Here is a 16,024-nt window from a genome sequence, read left to right on the forward strand (position 1 = left end):
CGCCCTCTGCGGTGCGCCCCCTCCCCGTCCCGGCCAATCCATTACGGGTTGACTTTTGTTTTAAATTGTTGTTGCCCGTCTTTGTATTCCAAAATGACGGCCGATTTGACCGGGTTATGGTTTTCATCAATGGTGAAGGTGCCGGTGACAAGCTGCAAATCTTTCGTTTGCGCGAGAGCATCTTTAATTTTCACCGGATCGGCGCTGCCGGCCCGTTTGATGGCATCAGCCAGAAGGTAGGCCGTATCGTAGCCGAGAGCGTTGAACGAATCCGGCGCTTTGTTGTATTTTGCCTGGAACGCTTTGACGAACTCTTGAATTTTCGGATCCGGGTCGCCCGACGAATAATGGTTCGTGATGTACGTATTGTTCAACGCCTCTTTGCCGGCAATTTCAACAAGCTTCGGCGAATCCCAGCCGTCCGCGCCCATGATCGGCACGTTCAAGCCAAGCTCACGCGCTTGTTTGACGATCAGACCGACTTCTTCATAGTAGCCCGGCAAGAACAAAAATTCCGGGTTGGCCGATTTGATGCGCGTCAGCGTGGCGCGGAAGTCGGTGTCCTTCGCGACGTACGCTTCTTCGGCAACGATTTTGCCGCCGCCTTTTGCAAATTCATCTTTAAATGCCGCGGCCAGCCCCTTCGAGTAGTCGCTCGCGCTGTCGATCAACACCGCCGCATTTTTCACTTTCAAGTCGTTCAAGGCAAATTTCGCCGCCACCGTCCCTTGGAACGGATCGATGAAGCACGTCCGGAACACAAATTCGTTTACTTTGCCGTCTTTGACGGTGACCGTTTCGCTCGTTCCAGACGGCGTAATGAGCGGAATTTGATTATCATTGACGATCTGTGCCTGGGCGATCGTGTTCGTGCTCGTCGCCGAGCCGATGAGAGCGGTGACTTTGTCTTGGCTGATCAGCTTGATCGCGCCGTTTGTCGCTTCAGCCGCTTCCGACTTATTGTCCACTTTGACCAGTTCCAATTTTTTACCGTCAATGCCGCCGTTTTTGTTCATTTCTTCGAAGGCCAGCTCGACCCCTTCGGCGATCGATTGGCCGTATGAAGCGACTGCGCCGGACAGCTCGAGGTTGGCGCCGACTTTGATGACATCGCCGCCGCCACCTCCTCCGCCGCCTGACGAACCGCCGCCTTGCTGGTTGCCGCCGCAGCCGGCCATAAGGCCCGCCGTCAGCATGAGCGAGAACAACACACTTGCTGCTCTTTTTTTCTTCACGTCATATCCCCCCATTATTCAAAATGTTCTGTCATTAATGCCCGGCCTGCGTGGCACGGCAATGCGCGAGCGCCCGGGCCGCTTTCGTTCGAAGGCGTTCGAGAAAAATCCCGCCTTCTCCGTATGATCGTTTTCGTCCTCTGCTCTCACATCCCCTCTAGCAGCTATGTAAATAATAAAACTATTTTCAATTTAATATAATATTACAAAATTCGGAGCGTCTCGTCTACCTCTTTTCTTTCTGAAAACAAAAAAGCTGTTTCACTCCCCGTCGCAGGGGGGGAAACAACCGAGTAAAAGGCGGCCGCGTATACGTTTTTGTTGTATAACATTTCCATGTTTCCAGCAAAACCATTTTCCCTTCTATCGCTTCGGAAGCGGAACCGACGGGCCGAGCGGGCCGCCGTTTTTGTTGTAAAACTGCGGCACTTCTCCCGGAATGAAGCTCATCACGACCGGGATATCTTCTTTGACCGTCGTCAGCTTGGAGGCAAACGGAATGACGACTTGGATGTCCACTTCGACTTGAATATTGATTTCAATAAAAAAGTTGTTAATGTCATAAGCATGTACTTTCTTGATCACTTCCGAATCGACGTTGCCGACGATTTGAAACTGCACCGGGATGCGCGGGCCGAGATTGGCAAGCAATGCATTGTCCGTCACTTGACCGAGCGGGATGTAGTAAATGATGCCGCGGCTGTCCCCTTGGCCGGATTCGACCTCAGGCAGCACCAACCGCTCAATCCGTCCTTCTGTCGCCGCCTTTAAACTTGCCATGACATGGTCATCTATTTCTTCCAAAATGCGGTTGATCGCTTCGGCGTTAAAATCGACGGAAACAATTCGTCCGTTATTGTCTTGCTGGACGGTCACGAGCTGCTGAAATTTCGGGTTTTCTTCTTTAAACTGCTCCTCAAGGGCGTTATTGATGATCAAATTGGCAATCCGCTTCGTTTCCGTTTCAGCGATTTCCATCAGCACCGGCTCAATGCCTTTGTTCACGATCCAAAGCCCGGCCGCTGTGGAAAACATAAAAAAAACGAACGTCAATAAAAACACGTAGCGGAACGGAAGCGGCCCTCTCCGCACGAATCGGGGGCGCAGCAAAATAAAATCCCTCCTTTACAAGCTATATGTATGCTTGCAAGGAGGGATTTTTTCACCGCATTTTCAACAGCGCGTCTTTTCCTTTCATTCCCCGTTTGATGCCGAGCTCCTCGGCGGCGACTGTCACGGATTCGAGCGGCGCCTCAAGCAGCTGCTCGATCGTGCGCACCCCGACCGCCCGTCCGGCGACAATGCCGCGGTCGCGCAGCTTTTCGTTCAATAACGCCACGTCGAGCGCCCCGCACATGATGTATCCTCTCTCGCCCGCCACCGCCAGCAAGTTCGTTTTCGGCAGCCGGACGGACACGGCGGTAAACGGATGTCCGTCAATGATGATCGGCTTGACTTCCACCATCGCCGCAGTCACTCTCCTTTCCATACTTCAATGTATGAAGCGTGGAAAAAGAAGTGCCTGCCTACTGGGTCAATTTCCAGGCGAGAAGATCGCGCAAAAATTCCGGCATGTAATACGTTTTCTCCGCCGCCCGCTGAATTTGCGGGTAAAAATGGCCGATGGCAAACATGTCGGTCGTCGCCACGTCATATGTGCGCTCCGGGTCGAGCGGCTCGCCGTTGATTCGAATGCCGCGGATATGCCAAGCGCCGTCTTCTTCGAGCTCCGTTTCGATCTCGACGCCGTCGTACACCATTTCCCCCATCACTTCGCCGCGGAAGCCAAACCCTTTAAAACGCAAATGCTTCATCCGTTCGGTATGGGCCTCGAGCATAATTTCCTTCAGCTCCGCCCCGCGCAGCTTCACCTTGCACGGGTTGAGCGGATGCGGGCAAATGCGGTGCAAATCTTTTTTCGTCACCGGCCCTTTCTCGAGCGGCTCCAGCAGCACCCCGGCGTTCACCATCCCGATGTCCGCCCCGCACCATTCGCGCAACGCGGACGCAAGCAAATTCCCGAGCGGCGACGGGGCAAACCAGTTGAGCGGCAAGTCGTCTTCCAGCACCGCCACCTGCTCGGCCGCAAGCCGCGCCAAACTGTCTTGCTCAAGGCAATGGAGATGGCGCTCCACCTGTTCCGAACGGGGTAAAGTATCGACATCGACGACGGTCGCGGATGCCCGCGCCAATCGGTGCTGCTCGATGTCGAGCATGACGACGCCGACATATTTCCCGTACTTCCCTGCCGCGCAAAGCAACGTCCCGTTCACCATTTTCCCCTCCGGAAATACATGATGGGTATGCGACCCTAAAATAATGTCGACATCGGGAATCATCGCCGCCATTTTTTCATCCTCATTCACCCCGAGATGGGACAAGACAACGACGCAATCGGCCTGCCGCTTCACGTCGGCCACCGCCGCCGCCAACATGTCAAACGGCGGCGCAATCTTCCAGCCGAGCAGCTCGTAAAATTTCACAAACGGGGCGGTGGCGCCGACGACCCCGATGCGAAACGTCTCCGTCGCCGGGATGACGGCATACGGCAGCGCCCACGGCGGCCGCGTGCCGTCGCGGCGGAACAAGTTGGCGACAACAACGGGAAACCGCGCCCGCTCGTAGAGCGAATCGAGCTCATTGTAATCCAAGGTGATCCCTTCGTTGTTGCCGATCGTCACCGCATCATAGCCGAGATCGTTCAACAAGTCCACGTTCGCCTTCCCCCGCGTCGCTTCCGTAATCGGGTGCACGCGGTCGAGAAAATCGCCGACATCAAACAAAAGCATCGCCTCGTTGCGCGCGCGATGCTCCCCTCTCCGTTCCGACAAAAAGCGGGCGATTTGCGGCCAATGTTCAAAATGGCTGTGCACATCGTTCGTATGGTAAATATAAATCGTCTGCTTCAAAAACGCCCCTCCTTGATTACAACAAACTTTCCACGACAAGCCGAACCCCGAGCAACACGAGCACCATTCGAAGCACGGTGACCAGCGCCCGGCTTGACATCCGTTTATTGATCCACGCCCCGGTTTTCGCGCCGATCCATACGCCGGGGATCAGCAGCAGCGCAAACAGCCAGTGCACATTGCCCATCGCGACATGGGTGAGCGAGCCGATGAGCGAGGACAAAAAAATCATCAACATCGATGTCGCCACCGCTACATGAGGCGGAAAGCGAAACAGCACGATCATCGCCGGCACCATGAGCGACCCGCCGCCGATGCCGAACAGCCCACCGAAAAAACCGACGAGAAACGCGATGGCGACCGCCGCGAGCGGCTGGTAGCCGTATGTAAACGTCTCCCCGTTCCGGTCCGTGTACGTCCGCACCACGTTCCGCCGCCACCAAGGCGCCGGCTGCAGGCGGCTGTCCGCTTCCCCCCTGCCCTGGCGCGAACCGGCTCCGCTCTCCGTCGCCGCCGCCGTCTCGTCAGCCGAACGCTTCGCTTTCTTTTGGCTCAGCGACAAAAAAACCGACATGGCGATTAAAAACAGCCCAAAATATAACGAAAAATGAGCGGCGCTCAACGTATTGTTCACCAAGGCGCCGGCGACCGCCCCAGGGACGCTCCCGATGCAAAAAAGCAAGCCGCTCCGATAATCGACCAGTTTGTCTTTCATATACGACAGCGTGGATGACAACCCGTTGAAAATAATGACGACGAGCGACGTGCCGACCGCCACTTGCGGCGTCACCGCCGAAAGCCAGCCGAGCGCCCCGAAAAACAAAAGCGCCGGCACGATGACCACCCCGCCGCCCAAACCGGCCAAACTGCCGAGCGTTCCGGCGGTAAACCCGATCAAGACAAGCAGCATGTACCCCATATCCGTCCCCCGCTTCAAAACAACCCGAGCTGCCGCGGCGCGAGACCGTTGTACTCAATGCCAAGCAACTCGATCAACTGTTTGGCGTTGTCGGCGGCATCGCCGCCGGAGTTGTTGTTAAACAGCACGTAAATTTGTTTCGTGTTTTCTTGCAGCGCCTCAAGATGGCGCACCCATTCGCGCAGCTCGCGCTCATTGTACCGGTACAAGTAACGCACAGCGCGCCAGTTGTCGCCGGCCGTCGCCTTGTTCCAGCCGTAGACGTTCCGCCCGTGCAGGCGGATGAGCGTCTTTTCGCGGTCGGTCGGATGCAAAACGGTCGGCACCGACCCCTCCCCCGCCTGCGGCTCGTCGCAAATCGCGTGAATCCAGCCTTCCTCTTCCATAAAGCGGAGCGTTTTTTCGCGAAAGCGCGGCGAAAACCACGACTGATGGCGAAACTCTAAGGCGGCAGGCACCTCCCCCATCCGCGCCTTCACCCAGCGCAAATACGCGACATGCTCGCGCCGGCAGTCAACCCACGGCGGAAACTGAAACAGCACCATCGCCAGCTTCCCCGCTTCCCGAAACGGCGCGATCGAGTCCAAAAACGCCGCAAACATCGCTTCCTTGTTCTCATAGGGGATCGGCCCGCGCTCATGCCCGGTCATCCCTTGGTACGCTTTGACGATGAACTGAAACGACGGCGGCGTCTCGCGAATCCACTTTTCCACGTTCGAACGCGGCTGAATGGCGTAAAAATACGAATCGACCTCGACCGTCGGAAAATGGGCCGCATACTCCGGCAATTTATCTTTCGCCGCCAAGCCGGGCGGATAGAGGCTGTCATGATCCCCCCAGCCGGTCAGTCCGATGTAAATCATCACGATCACCAGTTCATTGGATTTTCAGCTATCTTCACTATACCATAAGCGCGGGCGGCGCGAAATAAAAATGACCGCCCCACCATGAAGGGCAACGGCGGTTCAGAAAGTCCATATTTACATTCGAGGAACGGTTGCGATACAATGATATCCATCGAAACATTCTGACAATGGGAGGGCCGTCTGATGATCCATCTGTACCCGTTTCTTCTTTTATCGATATTTTTGATTGTGCTGCCCGGGCCCGACACAGCGGTAGTGACCAAAAACACCATTTCCGTTGGGAAGATCGGCGGCTTGAAAACCGCACTAGGGGTTTGTTGCGCCTTGTTTCTCCACACCGCCGCAGCGTCGCTTGGGCTTTCCGCCGTCATTATGCAATCGGCCTTGCTGTTTTCCGCCTTGAAATATATAGGAGCGGTGTATTTAACCTACTTGGGTGTCAAAGCGTTGTACAGCGTCTTAAAACATGGCGAAGCGGCCGGCATGGAAACGGATGTCAATAGCAAAGAACAACAGCCCGCCTGCTTCCGGCAAGGGTTTCTCACCGATTTTTTGAACCCAAAGGTGGCGGCCTTTTTCCTAACCTTTTTGCCGCAGTTCGTGGCGCCGGGCGCGCACGCGTTCGCCCCGTTTCTTATGATGGGGGCGGCTTATACGGTGATGACGGCCGCCTGGTTTTTGTTTTACATTTCCTTTATCCACTATATCAGCGAGTTCATGAAGCGGCCGAAAACGAAGAAATGGATCGAAGGCATCACGGGCGCGGTGATGATCGGGTTTGGCGTCAAATTGGCGCTTGAAAAAGTGCAGCGCTAAACAGGAAGACCGGGCGCGGCTGAACAGAACCGCCTGGCATGGAAAAGGAATCGAGTAGGAGAGGGTGACTAACCCTCGTCCTCTCACACCACCGTACGTACCGTTCGGTATACGGCGGTTCCATTAAGTCTGACGCAGAGATTCATATCGTTGATAAAGACTCTTCAGCCCTTGGCTCTCCCAATAGGAGTTGCCAAGGGCTTTATGCAAGATGGGACTAGCGGCCACTCTCCAATATTTCTTCCGAGTGTTTCCCCATTCATATGCTTTCCGCTTGGGCACTCCTAAACTTTGCAGTTTTCGGACTCTGGTTCTCGGAAGTTTCCACTCTTTCCATTGGCACATGCGCAGCCTTCGTCGAATCCATCCATCTAGTTCTTTGAACACACTTGGAGTCTCTGCTAACGAGAAGTATCCACACCATCCCAGAATGTACTGGTTGAGCTGTTCGATTCGCTCGGGCATGGGAATCGGTTTCGATCGACTCGTCATGGTGCGTATCCTTTGCTTCATGCGCCGAATACTTTCCTTTGCGATCCGGATTTTTGGCTCCTTATTTGGGGTGAAGCTAAAACCGAGGAATTTTCTCCTCCACGGTCGATCCACTGCCGATTTGGTTTCATTGACTTTCAGCCGGCGTTTCTTTTCAATGAATGCCGTGATCGATTTCATCACCCGTTCCCCGGCCTTCTTCGTCCTTACGTAGATATTGCAGTCATCCGCATACCGTACAAATTTGTGCCCTCGTTTTTCCAATTCTTTGTCCAGCTCATCCAAGAGAATGTTGGACAAAAGTGGACTGAGCGGCCCTCCTTGTGGAGTCCCCTCTTGTGTTTCCATGACCACCCCGTTGATCATGACCCCTGCCTGTAGATACTTCCGTATCAACTTTAGGAGGATTTTGTCTGGAATTCGTTTCGCTAATATCCCCATCAGTTTGTCATGGTTGACTCGATCAAAGAACTTTTCCAAGTCGATATCTACCACCCATGTATATCCTTCCTGAATATACTGCTTCGCCTTTTTCACCGCGTCGTGTCCTCTTCGACCGGGACGAAACCCGTAGCTGTGTTCCGAAAAGGATGGGTCAAAGATCGGCGTGAGCACTTGGGCGATGGCCTGTTGGATGAACCGGTCTGTCACGGTCGGGATTCCTAGTAACCTGACTCCTCCGTTCGGTTTCGGGATTTCGACCCGTCGGACCGGGCAAGGTTCGTAGGTCCCTTCTTCCAAAGCGCGCCGTATCACGTCCCAATGTTCCACGAGGTGTCTTCGCAGGTCTTTGACGGACATTCCATCGGTTCCATGGGACCCTTTATTCTTTTCCACTTGTTTGAGTGCTCGCAGGAGATTCTCCCGTGACAGTACCTGTTTCATCCACATTCCGATTCTTCCTCTCTACGTGAACGATCCGTTCTATTTGTGCCATCTTCTTCTCCACCCTCTTGAGGTCCCCCATGGACTTCACCATTTCCTCCCTCAAGCAGGCCCTTTCGGGTTGTCTGCTTCATCAAAGAAGATGAACGCCTAGTGGCCGTTCTCCTTCATGGTTCGGTCCTTCCCCTTCTACCTTAAGCTAGACGGGTACTATGACCTCTGCTGACTTCTGTCCGTTCAGCGTTGGATCGCTCCAACGGTTGCCAAGCGCACTTGGCTTCCCGGACAGACCTCCCCGGGTAAGAGTGCAGTCTTTCCTTCCATCTATCTGCTTCATTTACTCGGTATCACCTTCGGCAGAAAGGGCTTCGTTTTGTCGTGCAAACTCACCCAATGATACCCAGCCTCTTATGAAGTTCGTGTTCCTCAGACCGGAAGTTTGCCGCCCGCTTCCTTCAGATTCTGCGTCGCCGCAGACACCCTTGCGTTAAGCTAACTGCTACTTCTGCCTTCGCAGTTCGGGACTTTCACCCTATAGACTGCACCCATGCCGGGCGCACACGACAGGGGAGCGCCCAAAAAGAGCGCTCCCCTAAAAACATGCTCCCATGAAGGAGGAATGGCCTGCGGGACGGCCTTGGCGCTTCCGGAGATCAAGCGCCGGCCGCTCCCTTGCTTTGTCCTGCGTCGATCATGCGGGCGTTTTGTGGGTGCGACACCCACAAACGAACGCCGCACCCTTGATTTATCAAGCTTACCCAATGCTTCCTTCCATTTCGAACTTGATCAGGCGGTTCATCTCGACCGCGTATTCCATCGGCAGCTCTCTTGTGAACGGCTCGATGAAGCCCATGACGATCATTTCCGTCGCTTCCTGCTCGGAAATGCCGCGGCTCATCAAGTAGAACAGCTGCTCCTCGGACACTTTCGACACTTTCGCTTCGTGCTCAAGCGAGATGTTGTCGTTTAAAATTTCGTTGTACGGAATCGTGTCCGATGTCGACTGGTTATCCAAAATGAGCGTGTCGCATTCGATGTTCGAACGCGAGCCGGACGCTTTGCGGCCGAAATGGACGATGCCGCGGTACGTGACTTTTCCGCCTTGTTTCGAGATCGATTTCGAGACGATCGTCGACGACGTGTTCGGCGCCAGATGGATCATTTTCGCCCCGGCGTCTTGGTGCTGGCCTTTGCCGGCGATGGCGATCGACAGCGTCAAGCCGCGCGCCCCTTCGCCTTTTAAGATGACGGCCGGGTATTTCATCGTCAATTTTGAGCCGATGTTGCCGTCAATCCATTCCATCGTCGCGTTTTCTTCACAGACGGCGCGCTTTGTCACCAAGTTGAAAACGTTGTTCGCCCAGTTTTGGATCGTCGTGTAGCGGCAGTACGCGCCTTTTTTAACGATGATTTCCACAACCGCGCTATGGAGCGAGTTTGTCGTGTAAATCGGCGCCGTACAGCCTTCGACGTAATGGACGTGCGCCCCTTCATCGACGATGATGAGCGTCCGTTCAAACTGCCCCATGTTTTCCGAGTTGATGCGGAAATACGCCTGCAGCGGCGTGTTGACTTTCACGCCTTTCGGGACGTAGATGAACGAACCGCCCGACCAGACGGCCGAGTTCAAGGCCGCAAACTTGTTATCGGTCGGCGGCACAACTTTGGCGAAATGTTCGCGGAACAAATCTTCGTTTTCCTTCAGCGCCGAGTCGGTGTCTTTAAAGATGACGCCGAGCGCTTCGAGGTCTTCTTTCATGTTGTGGTAGACGACTTCCGATTCGTATTGCGCGGAAACGCCGGCCAAATATTTTTGTTCCGCCTCCGGAATGCCTAACTTATCAAACGTCGCTTTAATTTCCTCCGGCACTTCGTCCCACGAACGGCCCGATTTTTCCGTCGGTTTGACGTAGTACGTAATTTCATCGAAATCGAGGCTCGACAAATCGCCGCCCCATTGCGGCATCGGTTTGCTGTAGAAGATGTCGAGCGCTTTTAAGCGGAACTCGAGCATCCATTGCGGCTCGTTTTTCATCCGCGAAATTTCTTCGACGACTTCGCGCGTCAGGCCGCGCTGGGCGCGGAAGACGGAGACGTCCTTGTCAACGAAGCCATATTTGTATTCGCCAATGTCTGGCGCTTTTTTCGCCATCTCGGTTCACCTTCCTTTAGATTAGTGGTGATGCAGTCCTTTTTCGAGCGCTTTCCACGCCAACGTCGCGCATTTGATGCGGGCCGGAAACTTGGAAACGCCTTGAAGCGCCTCGATGTCGCCAAGGTCGACGGAATCGTCGTACTCTTTGCCTTGGATCATGTCGGAAAAAATATGGGCGAGCCGAAGCGCTTCCTCTACCGTTCTTCCTTTGATCGCCTGCGTCATCATCGACGCCGACGACATCGAAATCGAACAGCCTTCGCCTTCAAATTTGACGTCGACGACTTTTCCGTCTTCCACTTTCATCGTCAAATGGATGCGGTCGCCGCACGTCGGGTTGTTCATGTTGATATCGACGTTCGTGCCCTCAAGCACCCCGCGGTTGCGCGGGTTTTTATAATGATCCATAATGACTTGGCGGTACAGCTGGTCCAACGGATGATTAGAAGACATGGCTGAAGTACTCCTCCGCTTTCTGTAATGCGGCGATGAACCGGTCGATTTCCTCTTTCGTGTTGTACAAATAAAAGCTCGCCCGGGCGGTTGCTGTGACATTAAGCCACTTCATGAGCGGCTGGGCGCAATGGTGGCCGGCGCGGATGGCGATCCCTTCCGCGTCCAAGACGGTCGCCACATCGTGCGGATGCACGCCGTCGATGTTAAACGTCACAAGCCCGGCCCGCTCTTTCGGCCCATAGACGGTGACGCCGTCCATGTCAGCCAGCCGCTCAAGCGCATATTGCGCCAGCTCGTGTTCATGGGCGGCGATCGCGTCCAAGCCGACTTGCTCGAGGAAATCGATCGCCGCACCAAGGCCGATGGCGCCGGCGATGATCGGCGTGCCGCCTTCAAACTTCCACGGCAGCTCTTTCCACGTTGAGTCGTACAGCTCGACGAAATCGATCATTTCGCCGCCAAACTCGATCGGCTCCATCTGCTCGAGCCATTTCTTTTTGCCATATAATACGCCGATGCCCGTCGGCCCGCCCATTTTATGGCCGGAAAACGCCAAAAAGTCGCAATCGAGCTCTTGGACGTCGATCTTCATATGCGGAGCGCTTTGCGCCGCGTCGACGACGACGACCGCGCCGCGGTCATGGGCGAGGCGGGCGATCTCCCGAACCGGGTTGATCGTGCCGAGCACGTTCGAAACATGGGCGATGGCGACGATTTTCGCCGCCGGCGTGATCGCCGCCTCGACATCGTTGAGGTCGAGCGTGCCGTCTTCCTGCAGCGGAATGTATTTCAGCGCCGCCCCCGTCTGTTTCGCGAGCTGCTGCCACGGAATCAAGTTGCTGTGATGCTCCATGTACGTGATGACGATCTCATCGCCTTCTTTGACGTTGGCGCGCCCGTAGCTTGAGGCGACGAGGTTGAGCGCCGTTGTCGTTCCGCGCGTAAAAATGATCTCCTGCGCCGATTTGGCGTTCAGAAAGCGCCGCACTTTTTCGCGCGCCCCTTCGTACGCGTCGGTCGCCTTCGTTCCAAGCGTGTGGACGCCGCGGTGGACGTTCGAGTTGTATTCGCGGTAGTAGCGGTCAAGCGCCTCGATCACCGGCAGCGGCTTTTGCGACGTCGCCGCGCTGTCAAAATAAACGAGCGGATGGCCGTTGACGTTCTGATGCAAAATCGGAAACAACGCACGAATCTCATTTATATTCATGATTGAACTTTCCTTTCAATCACTTCGATTAATTGATTTTTCACGCCTTCAATCGGAATCGCTTCGACAACCGGGGCCAAAAAGCCGTGGATGATGAGTCGCTCCGCTTCCCGTCTCGGAATGCCGCGGCTCATTAAGTAATACAATTGAACCGGATCGACCCGCCCGACCGAGGCCGCATGGCCGGCCATGACGTCGTCTTCGTCGATCAGCAAAATCGGGTTCGCATCGCCGCGCGCTTTTTCGCTTAACATCAACACGCGCGACTCTTGCTCGGCGTTCGATTTTGACGCGCCGTGCTCAATTTTGCCGATGCCGTTGAAAATCGAGGTGGCGCTGTCGCGGACGACGCCGTGTTTTAAAATATAGCCTTCCGTATGCTTTCCGTAATGGATGACGCTCGTCGTAAAGTTTTGCACTTGCTCGCCGCGGCCGACAACGACCGTTTTCGTATCGCCAAACGCCCCGTCACCGACAAGGCGGGTGGTGTTTTCCGACACGGTGTTGCCGTCATTCATCAGCCCGAGCGCCCATTCGATCCGCCCGTCGCGCCCGGCGATGCCGCGCCGGTTGACGTATGTCGTCGCGCCTTTGGCCAAATGGTCGACGGCGGCGAAAAAGACGCGCGCGTTGGCATTGGCAAACACTTCAGCAACGATATTGACGACCGCTTTCCCTTGCTCGTGCGCCGACAAATAATTTTCGACAAACACGACGCGGCTGTTGTCGTCCGCCACGACGATGACGTGGTTAAACAAGGCGATATCGTCTTCGTCTTGAATGTAGACCGCCTGAAGCGGCGTTTCGATTTCGACGTTTTTCGGAACGTACACAAACACCCCGCCGTTAAACAGCGCCGCATGGAGTGCGGCGAGACGGTGCTCATCCGGCTTGACCCCATCGGTCATGAAGTATTTCTTCAGCAAGTCGCCATGTTCCCGTGCCGCGGTGAAAATGTCGGTGAAAATCACGCCTTTTTCTTTCAGCTCGTCAGAGAGCGACACGTACGCCGGCGTATGGTTGCGCTGCACATACAAATTTTTCGTTCCTTCGCCCGCCTCAAGGAGCGCCTTGACCGCCTCCGGCAAATCGTTCAAATCCGCGTACGGCGCGCTGTCGACCGCATGACGGGCAAAATCGGTAAAGTTCCACTTATCAATTTTCGTTTTGTCCGGTTTCGGCAGCGGCAGCCGCTCCACCTGACCGAGCGCCTCAAGGCGCCGCCCGGTCAGCCAGTCCGGTTCGCCGCGCTCGCCTGAGAACGTGCGGATGTAGGTTTCATCAAATGGGATTTTCGTTTCTGTCGCCATAGTCCTCCTCCTAACGCTTACGCTTCTTGCCCGACCGTCTCGTCTTCGATGCCGAGTTCTTTTTTAATCCAGTCGTACCCTTCCGCCTCAAGCCGCTGCGCCAGCTCCGGACCGCCGGACTTGACGATGCGCCCTTGCATCATGACGTGCACGTAATCCGGGGTGATGTAGTTGAGCAGCCGCTGGTAGTGGGTGATGATCAAACAGCCGAACTCGCTGCTGCGCATTTCGTTAATGCCTTTGGCGACGATTTTAAGCGCGTCAATATCCAATCCGGAGTCGATCTCGTCCAAAATGGCAATTTTTGGCTCGAGCATCATCAATTGCAAAATTTCGTTCCGCTTTTTCTCCCCGCCCGAGAACCCTTCGTTTACATAGCGGTGCGCCATGTCCGGATTCATTTCCAAAAACGACATTTTGTCATCGAGCTTGCGGATGAATTTCATGAGCGAAATTTCATTGCCCTCACCAAGACGGGCGTTAATGGCGGAGCGCAAAAAGTCGGCGTTCGTCACTCCGCTGATCTCACTTGGATATTGCATCGCCAAAAACAAGCCGGCGCGCGCCCGCTCATCGACTTCCATCTCCAGAACATTTTGGCCGTCAAGCGTAATCGCCCCCTCCGTCACCTCGTATTTCGGATGGCCCATAATCGCCGATGACAGCGTCGATTTCCCCGTTCCGTTCGGACCCATAATGGCGTGGATTTCCCCGCCTTTAACCTCTAAGTCAACCCCTTTTAAAATTTCTTTTCCTTCCACTGATACGTGGAGATTTTCCACCTTTAATACGGCCATAAAGCATACCTCCAGTTTTCGCGTGAAAATAATGTAAGCTCGCTTTTGACCCAGCGATCGCTCATTCTCACTTTATTCTCATTACAATCTTATAACAAATGAAAAGTATTCGCAACCTTTTCGCTGCCGTTTTCCACTATGTATATAAGGGAAACGAGAAAGGCAGGAAAAGCGGCAATGCTTTTTATATTTTACACGAAAACGACTAGTTTGTACGAGCTTTTGCAAAAAAAAAGACCCCGTTGCCGGAGTCTAATGGGCCGTCCGCAGCTCGCGGAGGCATTCTTGCACAAGCGTCACCGTCTGGCTCATCGCCGCCCCGCCGCCAAACGCGGCCGCGACCGCGCACGCTTCCAAAATCTCTTGTTCCGATGCCCCTTCGTCAAGGCATCCTTTCGTATGGTAAATCGTGCAATACTCGTCTTGCGCCGCCAGGCTGATGCCGAGGGCGATCAGCTGCTTTTCTTTTTTCGACAGCGCCCCTTCCGCAAAACAGGCGTCGGTAAACGCGTTAAACCGTTCGGCAACCGCCGGCAGCTTTTGCGTAAACGCCCCGATCCCTTCCTTGTAATGGCGAAGGGCGGCTTCGACCGATGTGTATGTTTCGTTGTTCATCTTCGTTTTCCCCCTTTGTCCGTTTCTGCTGTTAGTATGCATGAAGGAAAACGAAATTAAACAACGAATAGTATTGAAAGCGTGTGGAAACACCACCATTCCGTCAACATAGACGGAATGTCATGATGAAAACCGCCTGTTCTGTTCCACTTCCATCATCATAGGAAAGGGGGGAAATTCCCTTGATTCGTTGGGTTGTCTTTGCCTTAACCGCCGCTTTCGCTTCGTTTTTGGCGTGGATCATCATCGGCAACATTCTCGGTGAACACGGGGACGCCATCTTCAGTTTAACGACGGTGGTCGTCCTGCAAAACTGCGTCATCATCGTCATGCTTGCCGCCGTACTGGCGCGTTTGAATGGCCGATGAAGCGCGGGAAAGCAAAGCGGCCGTGGCGCCCTCGGATTCAGAATCGTTTTAACCTTTGCCGCTTTCGTTTAAGGGGAGCGGTTTTTTGGGGACAAAAAAGAAACGGAAGCGAAACGCTCCCGTTATTGATTGTTCTCCGCCGCCGGAATGACGGCGCCTTTATATTTTTCGTTAATGAAATCTTGAATTTCTTTCGATTGCAGCACTTCAACTAACGTTTTGATTTCTTTCCGGTTTTCATCGCCTTTGCGCACGGCGACAATGTTGACATACGGGTTGTCTTTCGGCGATTCGACGGCGATCGGGTCTTTCGCCGGATCCAAGCCGGCGTCAAGCGCGTAGTTGGCGTTGATCAACACGGCATCGCCTTCGCCGTTTTGATAAATTTGCGGCAGCAATCCAGCGTCGACATCCGCTTTAAACGTTAAGTGTTTCGGGTTTTCCACGATGTCGTTGACCGTCGCTTTCGTTTTGTCAACGCCTTCTTTCAGCTTAATGAGCCCTTTTTCTTGAAGCATCGACAAAATGCGGCCATGGTCGGCGACCGAGTTGCTCATAATGATCGTTGCGCCATCCGGCAGCTCTTCGATGCTTTTATATTTTTTCGAGTACAAGCCGATCGGCTCGATATGGATGCCGCCAGCGTTGACGAAATCATAGCCATGCTCTTTCATTTGCGATTCTAAATACGGAATGTGTTGGAAGTAGTTAGCGTCAATTTCTTTGTCCGCCAACGCTTTGTTTGGCAAAATGTAGTCTTGGAACGTGATAATTTCCAAATCGATGCCTTTTTCTTTCAACATTGGCTTCGCTTGTTCCAAAATTTCCGCATGCGGCACGTTCGACGCGCCGACTTTCAGTTTGACCAATCCGCCGCCTTTGTCCTCGCCAGCGGCGTTTTCATCATTGTTGTTGCCGCCGCACGCTGCTAACGCAAACACCAAGAGGGCGGCCAACAGAGCGCCAAGCCATTTTTTCATTTGTTTCTTCCTCC

16 protein-coding genes are annotated in these 16,024 nt (G+C 54.3%); 2 read left to right on the forward strand and 14 right to left on the reverse strand.

All coding sequences use genetic code 11. The features are described 5' to 3' along the window. Positions 1-41: 41 nt before the first annotated feature. From ACTVDO_RS10460 to ACTVDO_RS10485, 6 genes are all read right to left on the reverse strand, one after another. Positions 42-1,235 (reverse strand): ABC transporter substrate-binding protein, encoded by a 1,194-nt coding sequence (locus ACTVDO_RS10460; RefSeq protein ID WP_041267791.1) that lies wholly within the window; start codon positions 1,233-1,235, stop codon positions 42-44. A 363-nt stretch (positions 1,236-1,598) separates the two neighbouring features. After that, entirely contained in the window at positions 1,599-2,345 is a 747-nt protein-coding gene (gene yunB / locus ACTVDO_RS10465; protein WP_020961112.1) for a sporulation protein YunB, read from the reverse strand. Positions 2,346-2,397: 52 nt separating this feature from the next. Beyond that, positions 2,398-2,700 carry a YunC family protein gene (locus ACTVDO_RS10470; protein WP_020961113.1) on the reverse strand — a complete coding sequence of 101 codons (303 nt, stop codon included), beginning with the start codon at positions 2,698-2,700 and terminating at the stop codon, positions 2,398-2,400. A 61-nt stretch (positions 2,701-2,761) separates the two neighbouring features. After that, positions 2,762-4,144, reverse strand: a complete 1,383-nt coding sequence (locus ACTVDO_RS10475; protein ID WP_442901470.1) for a bifunctional metallophosphatase/5'-nucleotidase — start codon at positions 4,142-4,144, stop codon at positions 2,762-2,764. A gap of 16 nt (positions 4,145-4,160) precedes the next feature. Next, entirely contained in the window at positions 4,161-5,063 is a 903-nt protein-coding gene (locus ACTVDO_RS10480) for a sulfite exporter TauE/SafE family protein (RefSeq protein WP_442901471.1), read from the reverse strand. Between the two features lie 14 nt (positions 5,064-5,077). Beyond that, positions 5,078-5,926 carry a DUF72 domain-containing protein gene (locus ACTVDO_RS10485; protein ID WP_020961116.1) on the reverse strand — a complete coding sequence of 283 codons (849 nt, stop codon included), beginning with the start codon at positions 5,924-5,926 and terminating at the stop codon, positions 5,078-5,080. Positions 5,927-6,112: 186 nt separating this feature from the next. Here ACTVDO_RS10485 and ACTVDO_RS10490 point away from each other — a divergent pair, with 186 nt between their 5' ends. Next, on the forward strand, positions 6,113-6,745 hold the full coding sequence (locus ACTVDO_RS10490) for a LysE family translocator (RefSeq protein WP_020961117.1): 633 nt from the start codon (positions 6,113-6,115) through the stop codon (positions 6,743-6,745). Positions 6,746-6,868: 123 nt separating this feature from the next. Here ACTVDO_RS10490 and ltrA read toward each other — a convergent pair whose 3' ends face one another. From ltrA to ACTVDO_RS10525, 7 genes are all read right to left on the reverse strand, one after another. Next, on the reverse strand, positions 6,869-8,128 hold the full coding sequence (gene ltrA, locus ACTVDO_RS10495; protein ID WP_442901472.1) for a group II intron reverse transcriptase/maturase: 1,260 nt from the start codon (positions 8,126-8,128) through the stop codon (positions 6,869-6,871). A gap of 748 nt (positions 8,129-8,876) precedes the next feature. After that, entirely contained in the window at positions 8,877-10,274 is a 1,398-nt protein-coding gene (sufB, locus tag ACTVDO_RS10500) for a Fe-S cluster assembly protein SufB (protein ID WP_020961118.1), read from the reverse strand. Positions 10,275-10,295: 21 nt separating this feature from the next. Further along, positions 10,296-10,730, reverse strand: coding sequence for a Fe-S cluster assembly sulfur transfer protein SufU (gene sufU, locus ACTVDO_RS10505; protein ID WP_020961119.1), 435 nt, complete (start codon positions 10,728-10,730; stop codon positions 10,296-10,298). Beyond that, on the reverse strand, positions 10,720-11,940 hold the full coding sequence (locus ACTVDO_RS10510; RefSeq protein ID WP_020961120.1) for a cysteine desulfurase: 1,221 nt from the start codon (positions 11,938-11,940) through the stop codon (positions 10,720-10,722). The genes sufU and ACTVDO_RS10510 overlap by 11 nt, the downstream gene beginning before the upstream one ends. Then, positions 11,937-13,250 (reverse strand): Fe-S cluster assembly protein SufD, encoded by a 1,314-nt coding sequence (gene sufD, locus ACTVDO_RS10515; RefSeq protein ID WP_020961121.1) that lies wholly within the window; start codon positions 13,248-13,250, stop codon positions 11,937-11,939. The genes ACTVDO_RS10510 and sufD overlap by 4 nt, the downstream gene beginning before the upstream one ends. Positions 13,251-13,267: 17 nt before the next feature. Continuing rightward, complete coding sequence (sufC, locus tag ACTVDO_RS10520; RefSeq protein WP_020961122.1) at positions 13,268-14,047, reverse strand: Fe-S cluster assembly ATPase SufC; 780 nt, start codon at positions 14,045-14,047, stop codon at positions 13,268-13,270. 252 nt (positions 14,048-14,299) lie between these two features. Continuing rightward, positions 14,300-14,662 (reverse strand): carboxymuconolactone decarboxylase family protein, encoded by a 363-nt coding sequence (locus ACTVDO_RS10525; RefSeq protein ID WP_020961123.1) that lies wholly within the window; start codon positions 14,660-14,662, stop codon positions 14,300-14,302. Between the two features lie 182 nt (positions 14,663-14,844). Between ACTVDO_RS10525 and ACTVDO_RS10530 the strand changes: the two genes are divergently transcribed. Beyond that, the gene (locus tag ACTVDO_RS10530; RefSeq protein ID WP_020961124.1) at positions 14,845-15,030 is read left to right on the forward strand and encodes a hypothetical protein; all 186 of its coding nucleotides are present in this window, start codon (positions 14,845-14,847) and stop codon (positions 15,028-15,030) included. 122 nt (positions 15,031-15,152) lie between these two features. On the opposite strand, the gene ACTVDO_RS10535 is transcribed toward ACTVDO_RS10530, so the two are convergent. Next, positions 15,153-16,010 carry a MetQ/NlpA family ABC transporter substrate-binding protein gene (locus tag ACTVDO_RS10535; protein ID WP_442901473.1) on the reverse strand — a complete coding sequence of 286 codons (858 nt, stop codon included), beginning with the start codon at positions 16,008-16,010 and terminating at the stop codon, positions 15,153-15,155. Positions 16,011-16,024 lie beyond the last annotated feature (14 nt).

Origin of the sequence: Geobacillus sp. BK01 (assembly GCF_052220245.1) — a bacterium.
Taxonomy (GTDB): Bacteria; Bacillota; Bacilli; order Bacillales; family Anoxybacillaceae; genus Geobacillus.

Coding starts and splice junctions, on each gene's coding strand:
- ACTVDO_RS10470 (WP_020961113.1), bottom strand. CDS start 2,700: ATGGTGGAAGTCAAGCCGATCATCATTGACGGACATCCGTTTACCGCC.
- ACTVDO_RS10480 (WP_442901471.1), bottom strand. CDS start 5,063: ATGGGGTACATGCTGCTTGTCTTGATCGGGTTTACCGCCGGAACGCTC.
- ACTVDO_RS10485 (WP_020961116.1), bottom strand. CDS start 5,926: ATGATTTACATCGGACTGACCGGCTGGGGGGATCATGACAGCCTCTAT.
- ACTVDO_RS10490 (WP_020961117.1), top strand. CDS start 6,113: ATGATCCATCTGTACCCGTTTCTTCTTTTATCGATATTTTTGATTGTG.
- ltrA (WP_442901472.1), bottom strand. CDS start 8,128: ATGTGGATGAAACAGGTACTGTCACGGGAGAATCTCCTGCGAGCACTC.
- sufB (WP_020961118.1), bottom strand. CDS start 10,274: ATGGCGAAAAAAGCGCCAGACATTGGCGAATACAAATATGGCTTCGTT.
- sufU (WP_020961119.1), bottom strand. CDS start 10,730: ATGTCTTCTAATCATCCGTTGGACCAGCTGTACCGCCAAGTCATTATG.
- ACTVDO_RS10510 (WP_020961120.1), bottom strand. CDS start 11,940: ATGAATATAAATGAGATTCGTGCGTTGTTTCCGATTTTGCATCAGAAC.
- sufD (WP_020961121.1), bottom strand. CDS start 13,250: ATGGCGACAGAAACGAAAATCCCATTTGATGAAACCTACATCCGCACG.
- sufC (WP_020961122.1), bottom strand. CDS start 14,047: ATGGCCGTATTAAAGGTGGAAAATCTCCACGTATCAGTGGAAGGAAAA.
- ACTVDO_RS10525 (WP_020961123.1), bottom strand. CDS start 14,662: ATGAACAACGAAACATACACATCGGTCGAAGCCGCCCTTCGCCATTAC.
- ACTVDO_RS10535 (WP_442901473.1), bottom strand. CDS start 16,010: ATGAAAAAATGGCTTGGCGCTCTGTTGGCCGCCCTCTTGGTGTTTGCG.